Origin of the sequence: Fictibacillus sp. WQ 8-8 (assembly GCF_024494405.1) — a bacterium.
GTDB lineage: Bacteria > Bacillota > Bacilli > Bacillales > Fictibacillaceae > Fictibacillus_C > Fictibacillus_C marinisediminis.
Genome location: NZ_JAMXKG010000008.1, coordinates 147,220 through 172,544 on the forward strand (window position 1 = coordinate 147,220; position 25,325 = coordinate 172,544).

Below are 25,325 nucleotides of genomic sequence, written 5' to 3' on the forward strand. Positions count from 1 at the left end.
CCCTTATACCTTTTCTCTTTTATATTTGCCGAACAATCCTGAAGGAAGAAAGATGAGAATCAAGATAAGGACAACAAACGCTGCCCCATCGCGCCACAAAGAGTAACCAAACGCACTGACGAGCGATTCGATGACACCCAGCAGCAATCCTCCCACCATCGCCCCGGGAAGGATTCCGATTCCCCCAAGAACAGCGGCAACAAAGGCTTTTAGTCCGGGAATGACACCCATTAAAGGTTCAATCTTAATATAGTAAACTCCGAAAATAACACCCGCTGCCCCTGCAAGCGCAGAGCCGATCGCGAAAGTAGCAGAAATTGTGCGGTCAACGTTAATCCCCATCAGCTGTGCTGCTTCAGCATCAAAGGATACAGCACGCATTGCTTTACCGATTTTCGTTTTATGTACGATGAACTGTAAAATGATCATGAGCGCTACCGAAACACCGAGGATCAGCAGCGACTGGCTGTTAATTTTCGCGCCAAAAATGTGGATAGCATGTTCCGGCAATACATCGCCAGGGTACGCTTCAGGCTGTGCACCCCTTACATAGATAAAGCCGTACTCAATTAAAAGAGAGACACCGATCGCTGTAATCAATGCCGCGATCCGAGTAGCGTTCCTTAGCGGTTTATACGCGATGCGTTCGATCAGCACCCCGAAAATCGCACAGACCGCCATGGCAAGAATCAATGATAAGACAAATGGGATGTGCAAAACTGTAATGGAATAGAAGCCTACAAAGGCGCCTACCATAAAAACATCGCCATGCGCGAAGTTGATCAATTTAACAATTCCATATACCATCGTGTAGCCAAGAGCAATGAGGGCATAGATACTGCCGAGTGATATACCATTGACCAGCTGTTGTATGAGTTCCATCTCCGACACTCCTTAATATGTCCAATTCCTGAAAACACAGAATAGGGGGACAGAGCCCCCTATTCGTTAAACTGCTCTTATGGATTGATTTTTGTATTAAACTCTTGTTTGCCGTCTTTGTACTCAAGAATAGATGCTGATTTGATCGGGTCATGTTTCTTATCCAATGTCAATTTACCGGAAACAAGGGAAAGATCTTTTGTCTTCGCTAATGCTTTTGCAATTTTTTCAGGGCTGGCATCGCCTGAACGCTTGATGGCATCAGCAAGGTAGTACGCTGTATCATAGCCAAGTGCACTAAAGGCATCTGGAGATTTCCCTTTATATTTCTTCTTGAATGCATTTACAAAGTCCTGAATTTTCTTATCAGGGTCTCCAGAAGAATAGTGGTTCGTGATGTACGTGTTATTGAGCGCTTCCGGTCCGGCGATCTCTACAAGTTTAGGAGAATCCCAGCCGTCTCCGCCCATGAATGGTGCTGTAATGCCGATTTCACGCGCTTGCTTGATGATCAAGCCGACTTCCTCATAATAGCCAGGAAGGAAAATGAAGTCCGGTTTTGCTGCTTTTAAGCGGGTAAGTGTAGCACGGAAGTCGGTATCTTTAGCGACATAGGCTTCTTCGGCCACGATGCTGCCGCCGTTTTTCTTATAAGCAGATTTAAACGCTGAAGCCAGCCCTTTGGAATAATCGCTCGCACTGTCGATGAACACAGCCGCTTTACTCGTTTTCAATTTATCTGTCGCAAAGTTCGCAGCCACTGTTCCCTGGAACGGATCGATGAAACATGTACGGAACACATAATCATTCACTTTGCCGTCTTTATTTGTAATATCAGGGTTTGTTCCTGTCGGTGTGACGAGCGGAACTTTGTTGCTTTGAGCGATCTGTACCTGAGCCAGTGTATTCGTACTCGTTGCAGCACCGATTACAGCCGCTACTTTATCCTGGCTGACGAGCTTCACTGCTCCGTTCGTCGCTTCTGCCGCTTCCGATTTATTGTCTACTTTCACAAGCTTGATTTTCTTGCCTTTAATCCCTTTTTTATTGATTTCATCCAATCCAAGCTGAAGTCCTTCTGCGATGGATTGTCCGTAGGAAGCTACGCCTCCTGAGAGCTCAAGGTTGGCCCCGACTTTAATTGTTTCTTTTCCTCCTGATCCCCCTGTCGATGCTGCACCGCAGCCCGCCATGACTCCTGCTGATAATGACAAGGAAAGAAAGATCCCAGCAAGTTTTCTCTTCTTCATTTTCTCATCCCCCTATTTTTTGTGAAAATGAAAACTACCTACAATATTTAAATATTGTAAATAAAATCAATATTCTGAAAATATTTTACACGAGATTTCTAAACTCGTCTACCGTATTTTATCTAGCACAAAATTCCTGCTTGTTTTCTAAAATTTTATAAAAAAAGACAAAAAACGAAAAAAGGCGGGAGATTGATGCGCGATTTACAGTTTTTTTTGTTTATAATAGCTAAGGTAGCTAAAGGCAATTTTGTTTCCTTGCTGTGAATGATATAATGGTGAGATAGAATGTTAACAGAAAGGCTGATACGGGATGGAAGAAAATTCGAATTTTATTAGAAGCATCATTAAAGAGGATTTGGAATCCGGCAAACGGGACACCGTCATCACTCGTTTCCCGCCAGAACCGAACGGTTACCTGCACATCGGGCACGCCAAATCCATTGTTATAAATTTTGGGCTCGCCGACGAGTTTAACGGGCAGACCAACCTTCGCTTCGACGATACCAATCCACTTAAAGAAGACCGTGAGTATGTCGATTCGATCAAAAACGATGTCGCATGGCTGGGCTATGAATGGGAAAACCTTCGCTTCGCCTCCGACTATTTTGAGGAAATGTACAGCCGCGCTGTCCTGCTTATCAAAAAAGGAAAAGCATACGTCGATGATTTGTCACCGGATGAGATCCGCGAATACCGCGGAACGTTAACTGAACCCGGAAAAGACAGCCCGTACCGTGACCGTTCTGTTGAAGAAAACCTTGACCTCTTTGACCGCATGCGCAAAGGCGAATTCCAGAATGGTGAAAAAGTGCTCCGCGCCAAAATCGACATGGCGTCCGGGAACATTAACATGCGTGATCCGGTGATCTACCGTGTATCCCACGCGACCCACCATAATACAGGAGACGCTTGGTGCATCTACCCAATGTACGCGTTCGCTCATCCGCTTGAGGATGCCATTGAGGGTGTAACACACTCTCTTTGTACGACTGAGTTTGAAGAACAGCGTCCTCTTTATAACTGGGTGGTAGAAGAGTGCGAGATGGAAAGCCAACCTCAGCAAATCGAGTTCGGCCGTCTGAATATCGAAAATACAGTCATGAGCAAACGTAAATTAAAACAGCTTGTTGACGAAGGCTATGTTGACGGCTGGGATGATCCGCGCATGCCGACCATTTCAGGACTTCGCCGCAAAGGATATACCCCTGAAGCGATCCGCGAATTCGTACAGGCGACCGGTGTTTCCAAAGGGTCCGGTGCTGTAGACGAATCGATGCTTGAGCACTTTGTGCGTGAAGACCTAAAGATGAAGGCTCCTCGTACGATGGGTATCCTGAATCCGTTAAAAGTCGTCATTACGAACTATCCTGAAGGACAAGTTGAAATGCTGGATGCGGAAATCAACCCTGAGAACCCTGAAATGGGCACACGCCAAATTCCTTTTTCACGTGAGATCTATGTGGAACAGGATGACTTCATGGAGAACCCTCCAAAGAAATACTTCCGCCTCTTCCCTGGCAACGAAGTCCGCTTAAAGCATGCGTACTTCATTAAATGTGAGGATGTCATCAAAGACGAGGATGGAAATGTCATCGAGCTTCACTGTACGTATGATGTGGAAACGAAGAGCGGCAGCGGTTTTACAGGCCGTAAAGTAAAAGGGACCCTTCACTGGGTGGATGCGTCACAGGCCATTCCAGCTGAGTTCCGATTATACGAGCCGTTGATCCGCGATGAAGATCTGAAGGCTGCTGATGAGAGTGAAGACAAAACGTTTATCGATTTCGTCAACGAAGACTCATTGACCATCCAAGAAGGGTTCATCGAGCCAAACATGAAGGACGCGAAGCCGCAGGACAAGTTCCAGTTCTTCCGTCACGGCTATTTTAACGTCGATCCAAAGCATGCGGTCGAGGACAAGATCGTGTTCAACCGCATCGTATCATTGAAAAGTTCATTTAAGCTCTAAGTTTAAAGTAAAAACCGGTTCTTTAGGGGCAACTGCCTCTCAGGCCGGTTTTTTGTGATTGAATAAATACTGATGGGAGCGTTACTAGTTTCCATAATGCCGTTTTGGCGGGTATTTCTGCTGTTTCCGCGGGTATTTTCAAATTTTGGCGGGTAAATTATCTGCTTCCGCGGGTAAGTCACTCATTTCGGCAGGTAAACCGCATAATCGCCCAGGCAGGCCATCCAAACAATATCCATTTGAAGGAAACAGACGCTTTGGCGTATAGTAGAAACAAGGAAACAAGGAGGAATGCCGCCTGAAAGCCATAAAAGTTTCGCTGCAGATTAAAATACTCGGGCTCGTCCTGCTATTGGGTGCATTGCTGATCTTGTTGCTGACAGGGTATTTCAGTTATAAAGAGAGTAAACAAATTGAAGAAAATAAAGGACGGCTGGCCCTCGAGTTATCAAAATCCATATCCTTCATGCCTCCGGTTATTGATGCTTTCAAATTGAGCGATCCATCCAAAACGATACAGCCTCTCGTTGAAAAGATACGTAAACATACTGGTGCTGAATTCATTGTGGTCGGCAACACATCCGGCATCCGCTATTCACATCCCATCCCTTCAGAAATCGGAAGAAAAATGACTGGGGGCGATAATGACAGAGCTCTTAAAGGGGAGTATTACGTTTCACAGGCAAAAGGTTCTCTCGGTCCCTCTCTCAGAGGAAAATCCCCGATCTATAACCAGCAAGGAAAGATCATCGGCCTCGTTTCCGTAGGATTTTTGTTGGAAGACATTCATGAACAGATCATGAACAACTTATTAAAAGTCCTTTTTGTTTCTCTCATCGCACTGCTGGTTTCTGTGATTGGGAGCTATATCCTTTCTAGAGATATCCGGCGAGATACGATGGGGCTTGAACCGTATGAGATCGCCGCACTGTATAAAGAAAAGAACGCTGTGTATCATTCCGTTAAAGAGGGCATATTGGCCATTGATAAAGAAGGACGGATAACGAATATGAACCAATCGGCCAAGAAGCTGCTCGATATTGATGGATCTGTCCGGCATATGAAAGTGGACGGCCTCTTTCCCTCCGCTTATCTTTATGAGGTGTTAAAGCACGGTAACCCCCAAAGTGATAAAGAGATGTTTTGGAAAGATAAAACAGTGATCGTTAACTGTACCCCTCTCTTTCATCAAAACAAGATCAGCGGTGTGGTTGCTTCCTTCCGGGACAAAACAGAGGTGGAGCAGATGATCAATACCCTTTCTGAAGTCAAACAGTATTCTGAAGACCTTCGTTCGCAAACCCATGAGTTTACCAATAAATTATATGTTCTGTATGGTCTCTTGCAGCTTGGTGAATATGAGCAGGCCATCAGTATGATCAAAAGCGAAACACAGGTCCTGCAATTTCAAAATTCCGTCGTCTTTAACCAAATTAAAGATACAAAAGTACAAGCGGTTCTATTAGGCAAGCTGGGAAAAGCTTCTGAAAAAAAAATACAGTTTGAGATCGCTTGTGATAGTTTTCTGGAAGAACTGCCGGCACACTTCAAGCTCTCCAGCTTAATTGTTATTCTTGGAAATTTAATTGATAACGCTTTCGAAGCGGTTTATCATGTGAAGAGTCCGAAAGTCACGCTTTTTGTTACCGATATCGGCAGTGAAATTATTTTTGAAATTGAGGATAATGGCAAAGGAATAAACGTTAAAGAAATACCGCTTCTCTTCAATCGGGGCTACACTTCTAAAGACGGAGATGAACCAAGAGGATATGGCTTATCAAATGCGGACGAAGCGGTACGGGATATGAATGGAATAATTGAAGTGCAAAGTAATCCAGGCACTGGTACTGTATTTACGGTGTATCTTCCTAAGAATGATAAGGGAGCTGATTCATATGATCAAAGCAGCGATAGCCGAAGATGATTTTCGAATAGCCGATATACATGAAAAGTTTTTGAAGAAATTCAATGAGATTGAGGTGGTCGGAAAGGCATTGACCGGAGAACAGACGCTGCAATTGCTGAAAACAACGGAACCCGACCTGCTTCTTCTTGATGTGTATCTGCCTGATATGCTGGGCTCTGAGCTCCTCCCTCTCATCCGTGAGCACTTTCCTAAACTGAGTATTATCATGATTACAGCCGCGACGGAAAAGGAGTTCATTGAGAAAGCCCTGGGATATGGCGCGGAGAATTATTTAATCAAACCTGTGAGCCGAGAACGATTTGATGAGATCATCCAGTCATTTATTAAAAAGCACGCTCTCCTTTCATCCAATGAACAAGTTAATCAAAACCTGATTGATTTGATTTTTGATAAGAGGAAACTTGAGCAATCCAAAAAAGGAACCAGCTTCCCAAAAGGAATCGATGAGATCACACTGGGCAAAGTGAAGGCCGTCCTTCAGGCAAAAAGGGACGGGCTTTCTGCAGAGGAAGTCGGAAACGAGATTGGAGCTTCAAGAATTACTGCGCGCCGGTATCTCGAGTACCTCTCCTCCATAAACGAATCCAAAGCCGAAGTTGTCTACGGCATTGTCGGCCGCCCCGAAAAGAAATATTATCCCCTGTAAGAGGATGGCGAAATCGCCGTCCTCTTTTAGTTTTCTCATGAACTTTATGTACAAAATTAATTTAAAGTACTTTAATAACTTTATTTTGAAAACGTTTTCATTTCAGAATATTTTGTTTACACTCAACTTACTTACAAAAGGGGTGAAGACGATGCTCGCATTATTAGGTTTTTTAATGATACTTACATTCATGGTTTTAATTATGACAAAACGCCTGACCGCCATGATCGCCTTGATGGTTGTCCCTGTAGCTTTCGCCTTGATTAGCGGATTCGGCAAAGATATCGGACCGATGGCGCTTGAGGGCATAAAAAGTGTAGCGCCTACAGGAATCATGATCCTGTTCGCCATTCTCTTCTTCGGCATTATGATTGATGCCGGTGTGTTTGATCCCATTATCTCAAGCATTCTGAAAGTTGTAAAAGGAGATCCTGTAAAGATCGCCATCGGAACAGCAGTACTGGCTTTGTTAATTTCGTTAGATGGTGACGGCACGACGACCTACATGATCACCATCTCAGCAATGCTTCCATTGTACAAAAGAATTGGCATGAGGCCTCTTGTTTTGGCCGGTATTGCCGTATCTGCGTCCGGTGTGATGAACCTCCTTCCATGGGGCGGTCCTACTGCCAGAGCGATGACAGCGCTGCACCTCGAGATGTCTGATATCTTTACGCCTGTTATTCCATCCATGATCGGCGGCGTAGTGTTCGTCCTGTTCATGGCCTTTATTCTCGGAAAAAAAGAACGCAGCCGTGTAGGTGTTCTTGAGATTGATTATAAAACAATGGCGATGCAGGCCGCTGCTGTTGATGCTGATGCTGTCGGTTTAAAGCGTCCAAAGCTCATCGTAGTGAACTATCTGCTAACAATCCTGCTTCTTGTTGCATTGATCAAAGAACTTTTGCCAACAACTGTTTTATTTATGATTGGCTTTGCTATTGCCATTACGATGAATTATCCAAAACTGCGTGACCAGAAAGAAAGAATCGCCAACTATGCTGATAATGCCTTATCTGTCGTCACGATGGTTTTTGCCGCAGGTATTTTCACAGGAATTCTTTCAGGTACAAAAATGGTAGATGCTATGGCCAACACAATGATCACACATGTCCCTGATGCATTGGGTTCACACTTTGCGCTCATTACAGCCATCATCTCTGCACCGTTTACCTTTTTCATGTCCAATGATGCCTTTTATTACGGCGTCCTGCCTTTGCTTGCCAAAGCAGCTGCTGGATACGGCATTGATCCAGCCATGATCGGACGCGCTTCCCTTTTAGGATTGCCGGTCCATCTATTAAGTCCATTGGTCCCTTCTACTTATCTATTAGTCGGCATGGTAGGCGAAGACTTCGGAGACTTGCAGCGAGGCTTCCTGAAATGGGCCTGTGGTGCAACCGCGGTAATGATTCTCGTAGCTCTCGTCTTAACGATCATTCCGTTTTGAGTTTAAAAAGAAAGGAAGGCAGCGTGTCTTTCCTTTCTTTTTTTTGCTTATGATAGTGTGCTAGTTTCCATAATATCGTTTTGGCGGGTATTTCTTCTGTTTCGGAGGGTATTTTTGGATTTTGGCAGGTAAATCCTCTGTTTTGGCGGGTAAATGTTTCATTTCGGAGGGTAAATCTATTTACAGGGCCATACCCATAGAAAAAACAGCCAAAACGGCTGTTTTTTCCTATACCCGATAGTAATCCCCGCGCCATTCATTGATCGCCTGCTTAATTTCTTTAGAACGCAAACTTTCTTCAGCTGCTCTTTGGCTCAACGCTGGCAGTTCTTGATCACTGGCAAAGCGCAAGGCGACAATCTGTCCGGTTGTCAGCCTGGAATCCATGAGCTTGCCGGTCAGTACAAAGTGCCGCAGATTCTCTTCGGCACGGATGGCCCGGTCTTGCGCCTTCAGCGGGTAACTTCTTACGAGTAAAAATAGAATAACCAGTGACCCTGCCGCTAAAAGCACCACACAGGCAAGGAGTACATTCTCTCCATTACTCAGCGAACGGACAAAGTAAACCAGTGCTGTTACGAGTGTTCCCAGCACGAAAAGGGACAGGACATAATGAAACAACGGATGCATCCGTGTATGGTTTTGATAGTTTTGATTTTCCATGTTATTTTCCTCCTAATTTTCGAACTTCTTATTCCCACTTAAACGTGAGGCTCGCTACGATAAAGGCACCAATCAGCCAGCAGCCGAGAATCAGGGCCTCTGTTCCCAGGCTCATAAACGAAGCGCCAACATTCATCGTCTCCCTCATCGCAGTTGTTAAGTGAGCTATGGGAAGGATATGCACGATCGGCTGAAGAAATTCCGGCATATTTTTAATTGGAAAGAACACTCCGCCCAAAAACAGCATCGGAAAAGATAGGAAGCCTGCGATCGGTCCTGCACTTTCCGGTGTTTTGGCAATCCCTGCAATGATAAAGCCAATCGCCATGAACGCGAGTGTACCCAAGATGACAAAGCTGACGAGGGTCATCCACGATCCCCGGATTTCCACATCAAAGACAAGACGGGCGACGCCAAGAACAATGAGTGCCTGCAAGCCGTTCAGCATCAGCCGGGCGGTAATCTGTGCCGCGATAAAAGTGTGGGCTTTCAATGTCGTTCCCTGCATCCTCCGCAAGATTCCGCGTTCACGCCATGATGCGATCTGTCCTGCTACCCCGTTCATGTTGTTGCTCATGATCATCATCGCCACGATCCCCGGGACAAGAAAGTCGATATAGCGGAGATTCAGCGTCTCTATCCCTTTTGGGTTGATGACCACCGATGGCTTATAATCCGCCTTCTGTTTACTGATGGAATCGACCGCATTATTCACGAGCTGCTGTCCAACCTGCGAGACAGCCATGTTCGTTTCATTATAAAAAACAGGAAGCCTGAACGGCTTTTCACCCTGAGCCGCACTCTTCATCCTTGTTTCATAGCCTTTCGGGACCTGCAGTACAAGCTGGACGTCTCCTTTTTTCAGCTTGGAGAGCGCCTCTTTTTTACTCGATGATTTTTCGAGTGATACCGCTTCGTTTTTCTTCAAAAGACTTGCAAGTTGTTTAGATTGGGCAGATTGATCCTGGTCCACATATCCGATCGTGACCGACACGCCGTTTCCATTGCCGAGAAAAGAGCCGAGCATGACCATGAGGAAGATCGGAAACGCAAGCGTCCAGAACAAGACCTGGCGGTTGCGCAGGAAAATGCGTAATTGAGCTAACGTTAATTGCCAGTATGCTTTCATCCTTCTCTCAAGCTCCTTCCTGTCATATGGATGAACACATCCTCCAAAGTGGCGGTGCGTGTCTGCAGATCGGTCAGTTTCAGATCTTTTTCAGATGCGGTCTGAATCAGGCTGGTCAGCGTCTGCTGTAGATTATCGGTATAAAGCACTTGAACATCCTTATGGCTGCCTGTCTGCTTGACCCCTTCAATTTCTTTTAAATCCAGGACGGCTGCATCTTCTGTTAAACGGAACTCAACGGCGCTGTCCGACTGAAGATTTTTCACCAGATTCTCAGGTGTATCCAGTGCAATCAGCTGTCCCTGATCCATAATGGCAATCCGGTCACAGAGCACATGAGCTTCATCCATATAGTGCGTTGTCAGCATGACCGTCTTTCCTCTTTCCTTCAAATTCAGAATGATATCCCACAAGGTACGCCGAGCCTGCGGATCAAGTCCTGTTGTCGGTTCATCCAGGAAAATGATCCAGGGATCGTGCACGAGTGCCAGCGCAATCGCCAGCCTCTGCTTTTGGCCGCCTGATAAGCTTTTGATCCGGCTTTTACGCTTATCGGTTAAAATCATGTCTTCGATCAGATCCGGAATGGATATATGCTTGGGATAGAAGCTGGCATACATTTTCAAAATCTCTTCAACGGTCAGCAGTTCAAACAGCGTCGTAGATTGAAGCTGTACTCCAATCACTTCCTTGACGTGTTCCAGGTGCTTCTTAATATCAAATTCACCGATCCAGGCTGTTCCTTCATCCGGTTTTCTCAGGCCGACAAGCATTTCCAGCGTTGTCGTTTTTCCGGCTCCGTTCGGACCGAGCAGCCCGAATACTTCACCTTTATGTACTTCAAAGTCAACTCCCTTTACGGCGATAAAATCACCATAGCGTTTCACGAGATGCTCTACTTTAATAATGGGCTCCTGTGAACTCATTGCCATCCTCCATCCTATAAAAAACTTTCATTCATAAAAAAAAGAGCTAGATCCCTTCTATGAGATTCTAACTCATTTCTTTTGAAATTTATGTTTTTTTATGGCGTATAAAAAAATTCTGCCTCGATACGTGCCGTAATCTCATTCTCTCCAGTTTGGATCGGCACGGAACTTCCCTGTGACAGCATCGCTCCCTGAAACGGAACAGGCCCTGGATGGATGCCCTTTGACAGCTCTGTTACTTTTGCCGGAACCCGATTGAGCGTGACACCAAGATCACGGGATATAGCCATCGCTTTTTGCTGTGCACTGTTTACGGCAAGCGACAGAGCTCGGTTATAAAAAGCATCTGGAGAAGACACAGTGAACTGAATCGATGATACGGAATTTGCTCCCTGGCTGACCGCTGTCTCAATCACGGCTCCCGTCCTGCCCACATCATCCACCGTTACCTGAAGCTGATGGTTTACCTGATAGCCTTTAAGATTCTGCTGTCCGTTCTCATAAACATATTGCGGTTCAATGCGATAGAGTGAGGTCTGGATGTCTTTGTTCTTGATCCCCATCGTTAACAATCCATGAATGACGTTTGCCATGATCTCATTGTTCTGCTTTTGCGCAGTGTTCACATCTTTATTTTCCGTGATTACGCCTAAGGAAAGCTTGGCTTGATCGGGTACGGCAAATACGGAACCCTCACCGGTTACCTTGATGATGTTCCTCATATGTTCAGCTGTAAATTCCGGCCGGTTGTAATACATATAAGCCCCTCCCCATTGTACCGTTACATTATAGTCTATGCGGTACAACGCAGGCTCATAACAAAGCCCCCTAAAGACAGCTCACCTTTAAGAGGCTGAGGATGGCACAGCTTTTAAATGGCGTTCCTTTTTATGCAAAGCGGATAAATGGCTCGTCATCAGAAGCAGCTGAACAGACAGCTTTCGGTCAGAGTGAAGGATCGCCCCTTTTGTTGACCAGATGTTACGAAACAACTTCATGATCTCTCATAGTAACCAAACCCTTCCACCCTGCACCGAATACCTTTTTCTATTCCCTGCAGGAAAAAGGAGGAAATAGTTAAAACAGGAAAAATTACCTATATGGGTGTAAAAGTTTTGTAAAAGGGATTGAGAAGGATTACTCGTTTGTTTCATAATATGGTAAAATAAGGAGATTTTTAAAGGGGAACGTATGTGAGAGAAAAGTGGTTTTGGGCAGGCATTATTCTGGCTGTGTTGAGTTGGATCGGCAACTCCCTCTATTATCAGTCAAAGCAGATTGAGCATCCGATCTTTTTAAAGCACTATTACGAGGCAGCAGATGACGGAGATCAATATTTAAAATTTTATTACTTGGCAAATCGTGAAGACAAGCAAGATTTACAAAGTGTCCGTATTAAGGACGCTGTAGTGTTTCCCTACTCCCAAGATGATTTTATGGCGGGTGAAAATAATCCTTCCGTTGAACAGGAATACACTCATCAGGATTTAAAAGTGTTTACCGTTTCACTGAAGGATATGCTTTCACAGATGAAGAATAAAGAAGCTTTTTCTTTTAATAAAATGAGGGTTGTCATGAACAACGGCCAGAGCTTTACGGCCTACATCGGGCATGTGACGATCCATAAAATATATAAGGATGATAAAATTCTGGAGGAACAGATTGCAAGCGGAAGCAATTTTGGTGATATAGGACTATTTCAGGCATTGAAACCAATTACGCTGACAAGTGTCAGTCTGCCTTTTGAAAAAGAAACGGAAAGACTAGTTTCGGTGAAAGCAAATACCGATCAGGAAGCTTTGAGTAAGGAAGCCGAAAGCGATGACCCTTTCGGCTGGACGGATCATGAGAAAAAGAGTCATAGCAGGTACCAGACTTTAAATCCGCATAAGAACTTTAGCATAAAACTAAAACAGAAGGATTGGATTGAACTAGCCACAAGGTTTAAAGCTAGTACTCTCGCGTACTGCGATTTTTCTGTAAAGCTTCACGGAACAAGTAAAGGAAAGCCCTTTGTTTCCACAGCATTGGTGAACTTTCAGCCGGTCCTCAGCCAGAACGATGTCGATCGCATCATTTCCAAGAACGGGGGCGGGGTGAAATGAGAGAAAGTTTTCACAAGCTGTTCTGGGGATTTCTATTGATCTTGATTGAGATTCATATTATAGCGATCGATATCCTTCCAGACCCGATCGGCTACTATATGGTCTTCTCCGGTCTTAGTTTACTGAAACTAAAAAGCCCGGCCATATTAAAAGCAAAGTATTTGGCATTAGGCCTGGTGTTTATATCTATCCCTACTGTCTTTATCCAGCAAAATTCCGTCAACGGCAGTACTTCCGGACCCATCTTTGATTTGAGCCTTTGGCCGATCTATACACAAGTCATTGGAATTATAAAGCTGATTCTCGTTTTCTATGTGTTTCAGATCCTGCTGGATATCGCGATGAAAAAAGGAGATCAACAGCTGTATGCTACGGCCAGATACCGTTTTATTTCCTATATGGCTGTCATGCTTATTTTTAACATAACTCTACCTTTCACCATGAATATAGTTGGGGATTTGGTGACGGCTTACACTGTTGCGTTCTTGCTGCTTTCCCTTCTGGTGGAGGTTATGTTTTTGCTGCTGTTAAGGAAGTATGGGAAGGTTTTAGCAGTTGAATGAAAGATTGCTGGCAGTAAAAAAGAGAGGACATCCTCTCTTTTTTATTTACTATTTTTTCTAACTTGTATAATTCCACCCCGAAAGATTTTAATCCTGCAATAATGCAGTATCGGCATACTCTCTTGTTGCTCCAGTCCAACGCAACCAAATATCCAGCCCCTATAAATTTGTAATACAATCCATATTTCACCTTATTTATTTCACCATGTGAGCAGGAAATTTGTACGATTAACCGTCGTTTGAAATACTTTGAGGTGAGTTGTCAATCCTATAAAAAAAGGAGAGTGTCGAGATGAAAGTCTTTTTAGTAGGAGCAAATGGACAAATTGGACGTAAACTGGTTGAGCTCTTGGGAAGCAGTTCGGTGCATTCCGTCCGGGCGATGATTCGAAACCCGGAACAAGCGAATGAACTGGAGAAGCTAGGAGCTCAAACCGTAGTGGCGAACTTGGAGGACAGTGTTTCTGAATTGGCAGAAGCCGTTAAGGAAAGCGATGCGATTATTTTCTCGGCCGGATCCGGAGGCAGCACCGGATCTGACAAAACCCTGCTCGTGGATTTGGACGGAGCGGCTAAAATGGTAGAAGCTGCTGAACAGGCCGGCGTCGACCGTTTTGTGATGGTCAGTGCTTTACAGGCGCACAACCGGGAAAAATGGAACGAAAAGCTTCGGCCCTATTACGCGGCCAAACACTATGCAGATAAAATTCTTGAAAGCAGCAGCTTGAACTACACGATCGTACGGCCAGGCGGACTATTGAACGAGCCTGGCACAGGAAAGGTCGAAGCAAGCAAAAACCTCGGAAGAGCCTCCATCCCACGTGAAGATGTCGCGCAAACTGTGTTGGCTGCTCTAACCGAAGAAAATACATTTAAACGCTCGTTTGATTTGATTTCAGGAGATCACCCGATTCCAGACGCTTTGAAGAACCTATAAAAAAAAGGCTGGCCCAAAAGTTGTGATCTTTTGAAGCCAGCCTTCTTTATTTTTAGACGAGTGCCTTAAATGTCGTTAAGATAAGTCCTATTAAAAACCCGCAAATCGCTCCGTTCACCCTGATCCACTGTAATTCTTTGCCTACATTGTTTTCCATCATATCGATCAATGTTTCATTATCCAGCTTATCTAGATTCTCTTTCACAAGATTGCCTATTTTGGAATGGTTGCTTTCAATCAAAGTGGAAATTTGGTTTTGCAGCCATCTTTCAATGCTGTCGATTTTTTCCGGGTCATTTTTCGTTCGATCGACGAGGTCTCTAATAAATGAAATCACATACCGATCGATAAACGCTTCATCTTGAGTCAGCAGCAGCAATTTATTTTGAACCTGTCTCAGAATGTTTGTAATTTGATCCGCAGGACTCCATGTATTGACCAGGTTATCTTTCCACTCATTAAGTTCAGCCGCCAAATTTTCTCGGTCTTGTACACTTTCTAACTCTTTGCGGATTCGATTGAGGATTAACTGCCGGTATGGATTATCTCCGTCTTGCAGCAGAATAATTCTTTTAAGAAAAAATGGCTGAAGGATATTCCCCAGCTTTTCTTCATTAATAAAATTGCTAAACGATTGAAGGGCCATTTTAATAAAGCCATCGGCCTCTGTATTGTCCAGCAGTTGTTTCGCCATTTTGCCGATTTTTCTTTTTGTATCTTCCTTTGCCATCCACTTTTGTGTCTCAACCAAAATATAATCGAAGGCTTGATCATGCAGATTTCTGTCTAGAGCCTTATTAATCATGGTCTGAAGAAAGCCTGCAGCATCCAGGGAGCGCAGATAGTTCTTCAGCTCTTTTTCAATATATGGAGCGATATTTTCCGGATTTATATGGCGTATCGCCTGCTGAAGAAATGTTCCGACTCCCTTATGAAAGGTATCTGAATCAAATTCTTTCTCAGCAATTTTTATTAGCTTCTCTGTAATTTTGATTTGCTGAATTTTCCCCTGGATACTTTCTTTTGTCAGCCAATCATTTTCAAGCATGGATACGATGGCTTTCATCATCCTATCACGGTTTTTTGGAAGTAGAGCCGTGTGAGGAATCGGTATGCCAAGAGGATGGCGAAAGAGCGCGGTGACCGCAAACCAATCGGCCAGCCCCCCTACGAGTCCTGCCTCAAATCCCCCTTGAAGCAATTCTCCAACAAAAGAATCTTGAAATGGAATGGTTCCGAGAAACCCTGCTCCCATTACTCCCAATGAAATTTTCGCAAAGTATTTTGATTTCTTTTCCTTTTTATCCATGGTAACTTCCCTCTGACATTCATTTGCTTAAAACTATACCATAAAACAGTGGATTGGCTGAAAAGTTTGACGCCAGTATTTACCCATCAGCTTCCAGAAAGCCCGCGCTCAGCGCCCTTTCAGATAGCTTTCGAGCCCGCTGTTGGCTAATTCATAGGTTGGACGCATCGCTTCCATTCTCTTTGTTGACAAAAAAGCGGTAAATAAACCATTAAACCGCTCCCCTTGAACCACTTTGGTCCTGTCTCCGAGATCAGTCAGCTCCCAGTAATGATAGCCGGTCAAGATGCCTGGTACTCCGCCCGTCCATGCCAGCTTTCTGTTCGGTTCAAAATCCAGTACCTTCGCTTGAAAACGAAAAGGGATGCCCTTGCCGATCGGTGATTTTACTCGAACAGATAATCTGCTTCCTTTCCTGCACTCACCTTTGATAGAAACAATCTGCGGATTCCAGAACGAATGTGTTCCTGTGTCAGCTATAACCTTCCATACTGCTTCCATCGGGTAAGGCAGAAGGTATTCAGTCAATAATTCTTTCATTCTGCTTCCCTTTCTCTATCCTTGTTTTGGCGGCCGTTCACCATTTTTCAAATCTCTCATGCTTAGACCGAAATCCATTTGCAGATGGGGATAATCTTTGAACTCCCAATCACCGCCCCATGTAAAGCCTAACGTTTTGGCAATGGAGACGACCTCCATCCAATCAGGTTTGTTATTACGGTTGCTGTCGCGCTCTGTGTCCCACACGACATCCCCCTCCTTGGTCTGAAGCGCAAAATCAATCGCCAGTCCGTAATTATGGTAGGATTCTCCGCCTTTAACAGTAGTGACGATTTCGCCTTCTTTCGTACGGCCTTTTTCGTACAGCTCATCCTGTTTTTTTATGGAACGGAAACCATCCGTGATGACGATGGAAATCCCTTTCTCTTTCGCTCTTTGAATCAGTTTCTCTTTATTTTCTTCCACGGCCGGATGAAGTTTGGCCGGCAGCGGAACCTCGCTCTTGGCTTTCTCACGATCAATGTACAAGTAGAATAAAAGCCCAAGAATAACAACAAAGATCAGCCAGCTTCCCAGTCTGGAAGTTGATTTTGCAGCACTCACCTGTTGAATTTCTCCTCCCTTGTCTGGATACACGTTACTCTTCTTCCATCGTACCACAAGCTTACACTACCACATAAAGATTGACATTTTCTGAATTTTCGTAATAAAATGACTTTACGTACAATTAAATTTTTATGTAAAAAGGAGCGATGAGGATGCGTGTATTGGTGATAGGCGGCACAAGCTTTATGGGTCCAGAGGTCATTAAACGATTGTTTAACCTTGGACACGAGGTCACGGTTTTTCACAGAGGGCAAACCAGAACAGAATTGCCTGCCGGGGTGCATGAAATGCTTGGCGACAGAAATGATCTCTCTTCTTTTCGTTCAAAAATTCAAGAACTGAAACCTGACGCAGTATTGGATATGATTTGTCTCACTGAACGACAGGCGAAAACATTAGTCCAAACTCTTGATGGCATTGTCAATCGGGTGATTGTGGCCAGCTCACAGGATGTGTATCGTGCCTTCGGACTTGTTAACGGGACCGAAAAGGGTGCGATTGAACCGGTACCTATTGATGAAAATGGTGTTTTACGCCACAATCTGTATCCACATAGAGAGTTTGCAAAAACAGAGGAAAGGCGCAACTACGATAAAATTTTGGTGGAGCGTGTGGTGATGAATGCCCCCGGGATTGAGGGTACAATCATTAGGCTCCCTGCGGTATATGGACCGAACGATAAACAGCATCGGTGGTATTCTTTTTTAAAGCCAATGAGTGATCAACGGCCTTACATTCTGCTTTCAGAAAGCCTTGCCGGCTGGCGCTGGACCCGTGGCTATGTAGAAAATATGGCGGAGGGTATTTTGCAGGCTGTATTAAATGATCAGGCAAAAGGCAAGATCTACAATCTCGGTGAGAACGAAGCATTCACCATGAAGGAATGGGTAAAGAAGCTGGCCACCTCTCTCCAATGGAAAGGAAAAATTGTTGTTTTGCCAGACAGCAAACTTACCGAAACCTACTCCTGGGGAATTAATGCTGAACAAGATGTCATCTTCACTTCTGATAAAATACGGAGCGAATTAGGATTTACAGAAACGGTTTCATTGGAAGATGGCTTGAAACGTACGATTGATTGGGAATTAAAAAACCCTCCAGAAACTCACGGATTGGACTACGAAGCTGAAGACGAGATCATGAGGCTTCATCATGCAAAAACTCAGCCGTAACAGGCTGAGTTTTTGCTTCTTCTTATACACATTATTTAAAAATGATCGGCCATATTGTATTCACGCAATAGGGCTTCCACCTTCAACGCCTTGCCGACATCGCCTTTGACTTTCAATTTCCCCATCATGAAGGCCGCGGTACCGTTCAGTTTGCCTAAAAGCATTTTCTTGAAGTTGGGATAAGAAATGAGGATGACACAATCTGCCCGCTCTTTAAAATTTTCCACTACTTTTGCACTTCCGTCATTCAAGTGAAGCTGAAACGAGTATTCCTCGTCTGTGATGTCATATTGATACGCAGCCTGAACTCCTTGAATCGGCCCCGGATTTTCATTCAGCACATGTTCAATTTTTTTTACCGTTTCCTGTACAGTCAATTCTTCGATCGTTTTTGGCATTTCCCTTCCTCCTTATTTGGATTCTGATTTCGGCAGTGAGACAACGTTCCCTGATGATGGATTGCTTTCCCGGTCTTTTTTTCGGATATAAATGGTTTTCTCCACTACGGCATGGACCGTGCCGCTCTCATCAACAAGCTCTACGTCATACACCCGGTCAAGACTCCGTTTTCCCTCAAGAGCTCTCTTAACTTCATCCAGCTCTTCATACGTTATCTTAAACGTAGCGTACAATGTGCTTTTGCCCGGCTTCTTAAACCGGATGGAGGCGGCTTTATCCCATACGATATAATCATTGCCGAGCATTTTTAAGAACATGTACATATAGATGGGATCCACCGCACCATACATGCTGCCGCCAAAGATCGTGCCGACATAATTTCGGGTACGCCAGTTAAGCGGCAGCTTGATGCGGATCTCCGAATAATCTCCAGCAATATAGATGACTCTTGCTCCTGTCCCTCTAAAGGCAGGAAACAAGTTAAAGCCGCAGCGGACAATCCTCGTCTTCCAGGATTCTTTCATCTTGAACACCCCTTTCTTCACTATGAGTGTTTTCGAAATTTTACTGTCCTCCTACTTCACTTGAATTAATTTATCAGGATCTCTCCTGTGCATTTTATAATATTTCACCATGCTGGACACATAATTTTTAAAATCAGGACATTGAACGCCGCCTTTTGCCAGCACATCCTTGGCTCCTGAAGCATCATATTGTGAGGTACATCGGAAATACTCCAGCGCTTCCTTTTCTACTTTAAAAAAACGCCGGAATATAGAAATAGAAAGAGCAAATTCAACAAGAGCTGGTGAAATGGTCCACGAAGGTGTTTTGCCGAGCAGCTCGTTGCAAACCATGCGGTAAAGCTCCCGGCTTTCATAAGGGGAAGGATCTGTGAGGTGAAACGTCCGATTTACGGCGTCTTCTGATTGCGCCAGACACAATGTGGCATCAACGATATAGTCAGCAGGCACAACGTTAAACAGGGCCTCCGACTTGCCCAAATAAGGAATGGGTATATATCGAAGACGATCTAAAAAGCGCATAATAAAGTAGGGACCATCAAACTTAACCGTCTCCCCGGTCACGGAATGTCCCACCACTACCCCAGGCCGAATAATGGTGTAAGGTACATTTTTAAGCTCTGCCACGAGCTTTTCTGCTTCAAACTTTGTAGATTCGTAATGGTTCTTAAAGGTCTGTCCTTGATCAAGCTCATCTTCTTTAATAACGCCAACCCTTTTTCCTGAAACATAGGCTGTGCTGAAGTAGATGTAGCGCTCTAAGAGTGGAAGTGATTGAGCGAAGGTGTTCACATTGCGAGTGCCCGTTATGTTGACGTCTTCTGCAATCTTTTTTGGTACGGCAAGATCATAAACCGCAGCCAGATGAAAGACATGTGTCATATGTTCCTTCAGCCATTCTGTTTGTTCAGCATCCAAATCAAGTCCATCCTTCGTAATATCTCCTGCAAAAAGACGCACATTTTGCTTGTTAGCTGCCAAGCGCTCTGCTTTATCCAGCTGGCTGGGGTGGACAATAAGCGCGAATTGCGTCTCTTCATTTCGCTGCTGCATTTCTTTCAGAAGCTTTGAGGCAAGAAAACCAGGATAACCTGTCAATAAACATCCTTTCATGAACCATTCGCCTCCTTTAGCAGTAAATACGAATACGTACTGGTACTACTTCCGTATAAAACCAGCAAACAGCCGATTTTATAAAGATAGATTGACATAAGCTCCGACAACAATCCGGTTAAGCAAACGGGCCAGCCGGTCCAAATCCAGCTCAATGTCTGATTCAAACAGGGTTTGGATGACGACCTCATTGACCGCACCGACCATGGCCTGTGAGACGACCAATACTTCCTGATCAGGAACGGATGCTGGCATGGTCCCCTGAACCGTATTATAGAGCAGGCTGGCAAAACGGCGATAGGCTTCCCGGCGAACATTCTCTACCGTAAGGCTTACACCCACTGAATCAATTAATAATAGTTTGGCAGCGTTAGACTTCATTTCGCATATTTCAATATAACGGCGGATGCCGGCGTAGGCTTTTTCGCTAATTTTCTCTTCCCTTTGAACAGCAGCTTCCACATCTGCAATGATCTCTTCAGCCAGCTGTGTGCAAAGGGCGGCAAGCAGCTCCTCTTTGCTGCCAAACGATTGATAGAATGTTGTTTTTGACACCCTCGCCAGCTCAACAATCTCAAGGACTGACGTTTCCTTATATCCCTTAACAGTATAGAACTGGAGCGCGGCATACAGCATTTTGTCTCTGGCTTCTGTCGGCATTTCTGTTACAAAAAGCACATTCATCATTCCATTCTTTCATATGTGTACGAGTACGTACTCGTATTGTACGTATAACTTGCAGCCCCTGTCAATCGGCTGCAGCATCATTTACTGCTCTTGAAGGGAGCTGCTTGAAAAAAGGAACCTTCTCTGCACCTGTCATACGAGCATACACAAACAGCTGTCCTTTATGGTGAATCTCATGATCAATTAAACTTTCAATCCAATACTTCCCTGGCGCCTCATACCCGAAAATATCAATTTTCTTGCTCAAATGAACACTTTCCAGAACAGAAAAATCCCTTTTTGATTTCTGAGTGAACTCCTGAACGATCTCCCGCACCTCATCCATCGTTTGAAACTCACGCGGTGTGGCAGGCGATACAAACTGCCCGTTTTTAATCGTTTCCAAAAACATTTCTGTGGAACCTGCGATATGAACCGCCAGCTCTCCCATTGAAAAACCATCTTTCCACGGTTTAAAAAACACATGCTCCGGCCCTATCTGATCCAGCAGATCGTGCAGTACAGTCCTGTGTTTGAGCCAATTTTGATAGTATTCTTCCACCATTTTTTATCGCTCCTATCTCAAATTTCCAATATAAACTAATTCGATGTTCCTCGTCTTTACCCTTTATTAAAGAACACAAAAAAATCCAGCACTTTTCTGCTGGATTATGGCCGGGGTGATCCGTTGATTCCCTGAGGAAAGGTGAAGACATTATAGGGATCATATTTTTTATTTACTTTTCTTAATCGCGGTGCTTTCCATCCGAAATACTCTTTTTCATAATGCCTTAAGTGGCTGTATAGAAAGTTGACAAAAGAACCTTTTGTCAGGGATTTTACATAAGGAAATCTTTTCTTCAGCCACTGTGTGTTCTCTTCGGCAAATGCCGGATCGGTCCAGACTGTTTGAATTCCCATAATATAATCAGCTTGCCGATAAAAGAATGCCGTTTCAAAAGGATTGATCTGGCTGGCCCTTCCTCCTAAAGCATATACCGTAATAGCTGCGTAAATTGACCCCTCAGCCCGTTTGCTGATCAGCCCGACAATATTTCGGATCTCTTTTTCACTGTATTTCCTGTACACAAATCTTCCCGTAGATTTAAAACGCTCATACTCTGGATAGGTCGCTTCTACCGCTCTTACCGCCTCTAAAAAGGACAATTGTGTAACGAACAGCTGGATCTCCCCATTGTTTAGCAGCGGTTCCATTACCTCAGCTGCTTCCTCAGGGGGACCGTAGAAAAAGCCGCATCCGTAGATCGCCATCCCTTCCTCCAAAGAGTTATAAATGCTTGCATTAACGGTCATTCTCTCGTCCAAATCCTCCAGCCAATATTGCCAGGCGTTCAGAAAGGTTTCCTGCATTTTTGCATCCGCTTTTGGCGCATAGATTTCGACGAAAGAAACTTTATCTACTTTTTCAGGAAGGGAAAATGTCATGGAAACAACGATACCAAAGTTTCCTCCTCCGGCACCCCGGCAAGCCCAGAACAAATCTCCATTGACGTATTGATTTGCTTTCAATATTCTTCCTGTATAATCCACAAGTTCGAGTTCAATCATGCTGTCACACCCAAGCCCAAAATACCGGCTGGAAAAACTGCCGTGCTTCTTCGTATAAAGGGCTAAAACGGGTAACGACTTCGCCCGTCAGCCCTTTAAGATTGAGTCTTTTCATTTGACTATCCTCTATCCATACATAGTGGAGAAAAAAACTCCCTATCATAACGTATGTTGAGAAAGGACAAACAGTCATTTTTTTTATAAATTTATAAAAACGGGGCTGCCCAGAAAGTCGAAAATTGACCTTCAGGCAGCCCCTTTTTGGCTTGAAAAATCTTCAATGAAAAGTTAATTGAAGTGGAAGATGCGAGACTCCTGCGGGACTAGCGTGACAGGTGAGACTCCCGCCGGTGCTTGCACCAAGAGGCTCACCGCACGCCCCGCGGAAAGCGAGCAGCCTGGAACGGAAATCAACAGCTTACAGACTTCTTGGACAGCCCCTTTCCTGTTTATTTTTTTTGTTTATAATAGGTTAACGCCAGTGCAAATGCGAGAACCGCTCCCTTCACAATGTCCATGGAATAATAAGGAACAGACATCATGACGAGGCCGTTCTGCAGAATACCGATCAATACAGCGCCGATCAGGGTTCCAAAAGCATTGGGTTTGCCTGCACCAAACACCGAAAAACCAATAAAAGCCGCAGCCACAGCATCCATTAAATATGGAGTGCCTGCATTGATTTCAGCAGTCATCACTCTTGATGCCAAAACAATGCCGCCGATCGAAGCAAAAAGAGCGGACAGCAGATAGGCCGCTACCTTATATTTGTTTACCGGGATGCCTGAAAGCCTTGCTGCTTCTTCATTCCCGCCGATGACATACATGTACCGGCCGTGCTTTGTGTAATTGAGAAGAACATGGACGAGAACGACTGCCGCTGCCATGATCACGATGATCCAAGGGACTTGTCCTATTTTCTCGAACGCTGCACTGATCTTGCCCGTCGCAAACGTTCCATCAGGCATGACCATGTTTTGCGAGATGGTCGCCCCTTTCGTGTACGTGAGTGCAATCCCCTGGATGATAAACATGGTGGCAAGCGTCAGGAGCATATCCGGTATTTTCACTTTAACAATCATCACGGAGTTAATGATGCCTACAATCAGAGCGGCAGCGAGGGCGGAAAGAATCGCTACTACCGTGTTCTGGGAGAACCAGACAAACATTGAGATCGCAATGGCATTCGAAAGAGAGGCCACAGATCCGACAGAAAGGTCAAATCCGTTGACGGACAGTGATATCGTAATGCCGATCGCAATGATGGTAACGATGGAGATCGACCGTAAAATGTTCATCAGGTTATGTCCCTGCACAAAGGATGGATTGGCCGCAGTGAACACACCAATTAAGACCAGAATGGTTAAGATCGTTCCATATTTATAAAAAAAGTCGAACAGCTCAAATTTCTTTTTTGGAGAAACTTGGGCCGGTATTGGTTTTGAAAGCTCCATCTACCTTCCTCCTGTTGAATAGAATAATAGCTCTTCTTCCGTCGCTGCTGAGGTTTCGAGCTCTTTCACACTGCGTCCGTCATACAGCACGTAAAGACGGTTCGTGATACCTAAGATCTCTGTAAACTCTGAGGACGCATAAAGGATGGCTTTGCCCCGTTTTGCCAGCGCGGAGATCAGTTCAAAAATGTCCTTCTTAGCACCTACATCTACACCCTTCGTCGGCTCATCAAAAATATAAACATCGGCATCTGCGATGAGCCATTTGCCGATCGCAATCTTTTGCTGATTTCCCCCGGAAAGATTTTGAACCTTCGTTTTCTCAGATGGCGTCTTAATGCCTAAGGTTTGAATGATTTCAACAGCCTTTTGTTTTTCCGCCCGGCGATCCAGAAAACTTAGTACCTTGGAGAACTGTCCAAGATTGGCGGCTGTTAGATTAGCAGCAACCGATTCCGCGACCAGAATCCCCTCTTTTCTCCGTTCTTCCGGAACGAGAGCCAGGCCATGCTTTACCGCCTGATGCGGGTTTTTCAGCTTCAGTTTCTTCCCCTTGAGAAGAACAGCGCCTGCTGTAATTTTTGTACAGCCGAACAGGATTTTGCACAGCTCTGTTTTTCCTGCTCCTACAAGTCCCGCGATTCCGATAATTTCACCAGCACGGACCGTTAAGTTCAAATCCTTGATCTTCTCGGCGTCAGAAAGCCCTTTTACCTCAAGAACAGTTTCTCCCACTTTTCCGTTCAAGGCAGGAAACTGCTCATCCAGCGCCTTGCCGAGCATCTGCTCGATGATCCGGTTGATTGAAGTTTCCGAAATAGATTCTTTTATGACTAACTCACCGTTCCTCATCACCGTAATGTCATCACAGATTTCAAAGATTTCCGGCAGCCGGTGAGAAATGAATATGATGCCTACATTTTTAGACTTCAGGTTTCTGACAATCCGGAACAGTTCGTTTGTTTCTGAATGGCTTAACGGCGCAGTCGGTTCATCCAAAATTAGAAAACGGCACTGTGCTGAAACCGCTCGGGCGATGAGAACCATCTGCTTTTGAGCAAGTGTAAGCTCACTGACCAGCTTTTTGGAAGAGACGTTGATGTTCATCTCTTCTAAAATTTGCGATGCCTTCTTATGCAGCTGTTTCCATCTTACAAGCTGCTTTTTACTCATCTCGTTGACCAGATCATGCAGCAGAATATTTTCACCAACGGTTAAATACGGGATCAGCGCGGTGTCAACCTCTTGATGGACGATTTGAATTCCTTCGTCCAGGGCATCTCTCGGCGAAGTGATGGCCGCTTTTTTTCCGTCCAAATGAATCTCGCCCGTGTAATGATTGTAGGCTCCCGACAGAATCTTCATAAGGGTCGATTTCCCAGCCCCGTTCGCTCCGATCAGCGCATGAACCCGGCTGGTTTCACTGGCAAAGCTCACACGATTCAACGCTTTTACACCCGGAAACTCAATACTTATATCCTTCATCTCCAACAGAGCCATCTGCTTCTCCCCTTCCCTCAAAGCAAACACTCTCTTAACTTTAGGCTGTTTTCGCAATC

The 25,325-nt window shown here is 44.7% G+C and carries 26 protein-coding genes; 8 read left to right on the forward strand and 18 right to left on the reverse strand.

Features of this window, described 5'->3' with window-relative positions:
• Nucleotides 1-3: 3 nt before the first annotated feature.
• Both M1K46_RS18115 and M1K46_RS18120 read right to left on the reverse strand, forming a co-directional pair.
• Nucleotides 4-882: a branched-chain amino acid ABC transporter permease gene (locus tag M1K46_RS18115; RefSeq protein WP_091007719.1), complete on the reverse strand. Its 879-nt coding sequence runs from the start codon at nucleotides 880-882 to the stop codon at nucleotides 4-6.
• Between the two features lie 77 nt (nucleotides 883-959).
• Nucleotides 960-2,132 carry an ABC transporter substrate-binding protein gene (locus M1K46_RS18120; RefSeq protein WP_062238730.1) on the reverse strand — a complete coding sequence of 391 codons (1,173 nt, stop codon included), beginning with the start codon at nucleotides 2,130-2,132 and terminating at the stop codon, nucleotides 960-962.
• A 313-nt stretch (nucleotides 2,133-2,445) separates the two neighbouring features.
• Between M1K46_RS18120 and M1K46_RS18125 the strand changes: the two genes are divergently transcribed.
• The 4 genes from M1K46_RS18125 to M1K46_RS18140 all read left to right on the forward strand — a co-directional run bounded on the left by M1K46_RS18125 (nucleotide 2,446) and on the right by M1K46_RS18140 (nucleotide 8,127).
• Nucleotides 2,446-4,104 carry a glutamine--tRNA ligase/YqeY domain fusion protein gene (locus M1K46_RS18125; RefSeq protein ID WP_256227129.1) on the forward strand — a complete coding sequence of 553 codons (1,659 nt, stop codon included), beginning with the start codon at nucleotides 2,446-2,448 and terminating at the stop codon, nucleotides 4,102-4,104.
• Between the two features lie 298 nt (nucleotides 4,105-4,402).
• Entirely contained in the window at nucleotides 4,403-6,028 is a 1,626-nt protein-coding gene (locus M1K46_RS18130) for an ATP-binding protein (RefSeq protein ID WP_256227174.1), read from the forward strand.
• Nucleotides 6,000-6,677, forward strand: a complete 678-nt coding sequence (locus M1K46_RS18135) for a response regulator (protein WP_256227130.1) — start codon at nucleotides 6,000-6,002, stop codon at nucleotides 6,675-6,677. The genes M1K46_RS18130 and M1K46_RS18135 overlap by 29 nt, the downstream gene beginning before the upstream one ends.
• Nucleotides 6,678-6,723: 46 nt before the next feature.
• Nucleotides 6,724-8,127 (forward strand): CitMHS family transporter, encoded by a 1,404-nt coding sequence (locus tag M1K46_RS18140; protein ID WP_256227175.1) that lies wholly within the window; start codon nucleotides 6,724-6,726, stop codon nucleotides 8,125-8,127.
• A 228-nt stretch (nucleotides 8,128-8,355) separates the two neighbouring features.
• On the opposite strand, the gene M1K46_RS18145 is transcribed toward M1K46_RS18140, so the two are convergent.
• The 5 genes from M1K46_RS18145 to M1K46_RS18165 form a co-directional block, all read right to left on the reverse strand.
• The gene (locus M1K46_RS18145; RefSeq protein ID WP_248251430.1) at nucleotides 8,356-8,790 is read right to left on the reverse strand and encodes a DUF6526 family protein; all 435 of its coding nucleotides are present in this window, start codon (nucleotides 8,788-8,790) and stop codon (nucleotides 8,356-8,358) included.
• A 28-nt stretch (nucleotides 8,791-8,818) separates the two neighbouring features.
• Entirely contained in the window at nucleotides 8,819-9,919 is a 1,101-nt protein-coding gene (locus tag M1K46_RS18150) for an ABC transporter permease (protein ID WP_256227131.1), read from the reverse strand.
• Nucleotides 9,916-10,845, reverse strand: a complete 930-nt coding sequence (locus M1K46_RS18155) for an ABC transporter ATP-binding protein (RefSeq protein ID WP_256227132.1) — start codon at nucleotides 10,843-10,845, stop codon at nucleotides 9,916-9,918. Before M1K46_RS18155 ends, M1K46_RS18150 begins: the two co-directional genes overlap by 4 nt.
• A gap of 98 nt (nucleotides 10,846-10,943) precedes the next feature.
• Nucleotides 10,944-11,606 carry an SIMPL domain-containing protein gene (locus M1K46_RS18160; protein WP_256227133.1) on the reverse strand — a complete coding sequence of 221 codons (663 nt, stop codon included), beginning with the start codon at nucleotides 11,604-11,606 and terminating at the stop codon, nucleotides 10,944-10,946.
• A gap of 87 nt (nucleotides 11,607-11,693) precedes the next feature.
• Nucleotides 11,694-11,846 carry a hypothetical protein gene (locus tag M1K46_RS18165; RefSeq protein ID WP_256227134.1) on the reverse strand — a complete coding sequence of 51 codons (153 nt, stop codon included), beginning with the start codon at nucleotides 11,844-11,846 and terminating at the stop codon, nucleotides 11,694-11,696.
• A 195-nt stretch (nucleotides 11,847-12,041) separates the two neighbouring features.
• Here M1K46_RS18165 and M1K46_RS18170 point away from each other — a divergent pair, with 195 nt between their 5' ends.
• The 3 genes from M1K46_RS18170 (at nucleotide 12,042) to M1K46_RS18180 (ending at nucleotide 14,453) form a co-directional block, all read left to right on the forward strand.
• Nucleotides 12,042-12,953 (forward strand): hypothetical protein, encoded by a 912-nt coding sequence (locus M1K46_RS18170; RefSeq protein WP_256227135.1) that lies wholly within the window; start codon nucleotides 12,042-12,044, stop codon nucleotides 12,951-12,953.
• Nucleotides 12,950-13,516 (forward strand): hypothetical protein, encoded by a 567-nt coding sequence (locus M1K46_RS18175; protein WP_256227136.1) that lies wholly within the window; start codon nucleotides 12,950-12,952, stop codon nucleotides 13,514-13,516. Before M1K46_RS18170 ends, M1K46_RS18175 begins: the two co-directional genes overlap by 4 nt.
• A 292-nt stretch (nucleotides 13,517-13,808) precedes the next feature.
• Nucleotides 13,809-14,453, forward strand: coding sequence for an SDR family oxidoreductase (locus tag M1K46_RS18180; RefSeq protein ID WP_256227137.1), 645 nt, complete (start codon nucleotides 13,809-13,811; stop codon nucleotides 14,451-14,453).
• A gap of 52 nt (nucleotides 14,454-14,505) precedes the next feature.
• Here the strand turns inward: M1K46_RS18180 and M1K46_RS18185 are convergent, their stop codons facing one another.
• The 3 genes from M1K46_RS18185 to M1K46_RS18195 all read right to left on the reverse strand — a co-directional run bounded on the left by M1K46_RS18185 (nucleotide 14,506) and on the right by M1K46_RS18195 (nucleotide 16,866).
• Nucleotides 14,506-15,762 carry a DUF445 domain-containing protein gene (locus M1K46_RS18185; protein ID WP_256227138.1) on the reverse strand — a complete coding sequence of 419 codons (1,257 nt, stop codon included), beginning with the start codon at nucleotides 15,760-15,762 and terminating at the stop codon, nucleotides 14,506-14,508.
• A 108-nt stretch (nucleotides 15,763-15,870) separates the two neighbouring features.
• On the reverse strand, nucleotides 15,871-16,302 hold the full coding sequence (locus tag M1K46_RS18190; RefSeq protein ID WP_256227139.1) for an SRPBCC domain-containing protein: 432 nt from the start codon (nucleotides 16,300-16,302) through the stop codon (nucleotides 15,871-15,873).
• A gap of 15 nt (nucleotides 16,303-16,317) precedes the next feature.
• Nucleotides 16,318-16,866, reverse strand: a complete 549-nt coding sequence (locus tag M1K46_RS18195; protein WP_309144595.1) for a M15 family metallopeptidase — start codon at nucleotides 16,864-16,866, stop codon at nucleotides 16,318-16,320.
• A 155-nt stretch (nucleotides 16,867-17,021) separates the two neighbouring features.
• Between M1K46_RS18195 and M1K46_RS18200 the strand changes: the two genes are divergently transcribed.
• Complete coding sequence (locus M1K46_RS18200) at nucleotides 17,022-18,041, forward strand: NAD-dependent epimerase/dehydratase family protein (protein WP_256227140.1); 1,020 nt, start codon at nucleotides 17,022-17,024, stop codon at nucleotides 18,039-18,041.
• A gap of 35 nt (nucleotides 18,042-18,076) precedes the next feature.
• Here the strand turns inward: M1K46_RS18200 and M1K46_RS18205 are convergent, their stop codons facing one another.
• From M1K46_RS18205 to M1K46_RS18240, 8 genes are all read right to left on the reverse strand, one after another.
• Complete coding sequence (locus M1K46_RS18205) at nucleotides 18,077-18,439, reverse strand: SCP2 sterol-binding domain-containing protein (RefSeq protein ID WP_256227141.1); 363 nt, start codon at nucleotides 18,437-18,439, stop codon at nucleotides 18,077-18,079.
• A gap of 12 nt (nucleotides 18,440-18,451) precedes the next feature.
• Nucleotides 18,452-18,964 (reverse strand): DUF4442 domain-containing protein, encoded by a 513-nt coding sequence (locus tag M1K46_RS18210; protein ID WP_256227142.1) that lies wholly within the window; start codon nucleotides 18,962-18,964, stop codon nucleotides 18,452-18,454.
• A gap of 51 nt (nucleotides 18,965-19,015) precedes the next feature.
• On the reverse strand, nucleotides 19,016-20,077 hold the full coding sequence (locus M1K46_RS18215; RefSeq protein WP_256227143.1) for an SDR family oxidoreductase: 1,062 nt from the start codon (nucleotides 20,075-20,077) through the stop codon (nucleotides 19,016-19,018).
• Nucleotides 20,078-20,155: 78 nt separating this feature from the next.
• A complete protein-coding gene (locus M1K46_RS18220) occupies nucleotides 20,156-20,764 on the reverse strand; it encodes a TetR/AcrR family transcriptional regulator (RefSeq protein ID WP_256227144.1) in 609 nt (202 codons plus the stop codon).
• 61 nt (nucleotides 20,765-20,825) lie between these two features.
• The gene (locus tag M1K46_RS18225) at nucleotides 20,826-21,308 is read right to left on the reverse strand and encodes a DinB family protein (RefSeq protein WP_256227145.1); all 483 of its coding nucleotides are present in this window, start codon (nucleotides 21,306-21,308) and stop codon (nucleotides 20,826-20,828) included.
• 104 nt (nucleotides 21,309-21,412) lie between these two features.
• Nucleotides 21,413-22,312, reverse strand: a complete 900-nt coding sequence (locus M1K46_RS18230) for a BBE domain-containing protein (RefSeq protein ID WP_256227146.1) — start codon at nucleotides 22,310-22,312, stop codon at nucleotides 21,413-21,415.
• A 449-nt stretch (nucleotides 22,313-22,761) separates the two neighbouring features.
• Nucleotides 22,762-23,766 (reverse strand): ABC transporter permease, encoded by a 1,005-nt coding sequence (locus M1K46_RS18235; RefSeq protein ID WP_062238769.1) that lies wholly within the window; start codon nucleotides 23,764-23,766, stop codon nucleotides 22,762-22,764.
• Nucleotides 23,767-25,266 (reverse strand): sugar ABC transporter ATP-binding protein, encoded by a 1,500-nt coding sequence (locus M1K46_RS18240; protein WP_256227147.1) that lies wholly within the window; start codon nucleotides 25,264-25,266, stop codon nucleotides 23,767-23,769.
• Between the last annotated feature and the right edge of the window lie 59 nt (nucleotides 25,267-25,325).

Excerpts from the sequence above, each read along its gene's own strand:
- M1K46_RS18185 (WP_256227138.1), bottom strand. The coding sequence starts at position 15,762 with ATGGATAAAAAGGAAAAGAAATCAAAATACTTTGCGAAAATTTCATTG.
- M1K46_RS18115 (WP_091007719.1), bottom strand. The coding sequence starts at position 882 with ATGGAACTCATACAACAGCTGGTCAATGGTATATCACTCGGCAGTATC.
- M1K46_RS18235 (WP_062238769.1), bottom strand. The coding sequence starts at position 23,766 with ATGGAGCTTTCAAAACCAATACCGGCCCAAGTTTCTCCAAAAAAGAAA.
- M1K46_RS18205 (WP_256227141.1), bottom strand. The coding sequence starts at position 18,439 with ATGCCAAAAACGATCGAAGAATTGACTGTACAGGAAACGGTAAAAAAA.
- M1K46_RS18155 (WP_256227132.1), bottom strand. The coding sequence starts at position 10,845 with ATGAGTTCACAGGAGCCCATTATTAAAGTAGAGCATCTCGTGAAACGC.
- M1K46_RS18190 (WP_256227139.1), bottom strand. The coding sequence starts at position 16,302 with ATGAAAGAATTATTGACTGAATACCTTCTGCCTTACCCGATGGAAGCA.
- M1K46_RS18215 (WP_256227143.1), bottom strand. The coding sequence starts at position 20,077 with ATGAAAGGATGTTTATTGACAGGTTATCCTGGTTTTCTTGCCTCAAAG.
- M1K46_RS18200 (WP_256227140.1), top strand. The coding sequence starts at position 17,022 with ATGCGTGTATTGGTGATAGGCGGCACAAGCTTTATGGGTCCAGAGGTC.
- M1K46_RS18160 (WP_256227133.1), bottom strand. The coding sequence starts at position 11,606 with ATGTATTACAACCGGCCGGAATTTACAGCTGAACATATGAGGAACATC.
- M1K46_RS18165 (WP_256227134.1), bottom strand. The coding sequence starts at position 11,846 with ATGAAGTTGTTTCGTAACATCTGGTCAACAAAAGGGGCGATCCTTCAC.
- M1K46_RS18145 (WP_248251430.1), bottom strand. The coding sequence starts at position 8,790 with ATGGAAAATCAAAACTATCAAAACCATACACGGATGCATCCGTTGTTT.
- M1K46_RS18135 (WP_256227130.1), top strand. The coding sequence starts at position 6,000 with ATGATCAAAGCAGCGATAGCCGAAGATGATTTTCGAATAGCCGATATA.
- M1K46_RS18120 (WP_062238730.1), bottom strand. The coding sequence starts at position 2,132 with ATGAAGAAGAGAAAACTTGCTGGGATCTTTCTTTCCTTGTCATTATCA.
- M1K46_RS18140 (WP_256227175.1), top strand. The coding sequence starts at position 6,724 with ATGTACAAAATTAATTTAAAGTACTTTAATAACTTTATTTTGAAAACG.
- M1K46_RS18220 (WP_256227144.1), bottom strand. The coding sequence starts at position 20,764 with ATGATGAATGTGCTTTTTGTAACAGAAATGCCGACAGAAGCCAGAGAC.
- M1K46_RS18150 (WP_256227131.1), bottom strand. The coding sequence starts at position 9,919 with ATGAAAGCATACTGGCAATTAACGTTAGCTCAATTACGCATTTTCCTG.
- M1K46_RS18230 (WP_256227146.1), bottom strand. The coding sequence starts at position 22,312 with ATGATTGAACTCGAACTTGTGGATTATACAGGAAGAATATTGAAAGCA.
- M1K46_RS18175 (WP_256227136.1), top strand. The coding sequence starts at position 12,950 with ATGAGAGAAAGTTTTCACAAGCTGTTCTGGGGATTTCTATTGATCTTG.
- M1K46_RS18210 (WP_256227142.1), bottom strand. The coding sequence starts at position 18,964 with ATGAAAGAATCCTGGAAGACGAGGATTGTCCGCTGCGGCTTTAACTTG.
- M1K46_RS18180 (WP_256227137.1), top strand. The coding sequence starts at position 13,809 with ATGAAAGTCTTTTTAGTAGGAGCAAATGGACAAATTGGACGTAAACTG.
- M1K46_RS18125 (WP_256227129.1), top strand. The coding sequence starts at position 2,446 with ATGGAAGAAAATTCGAATTTTATTAGAAGCATCATTAAAGAGGATTTG.
- M1K46_RS18225 (WP_256227145.1), bottom strand. The coding sequence starts at position 21,308 with ATGGTGGAAGAATACTATCAAAATTGGCTCAAACACAGGACTGTACTG.
- M1K46_RS18240 (WP_256227147.1), bottom strand. The coding sequence starts at position 25,266 with ATGGCTCTGTTGGAGATGAAGGATATAAGTATTGAGTTTCCGGGTGTA.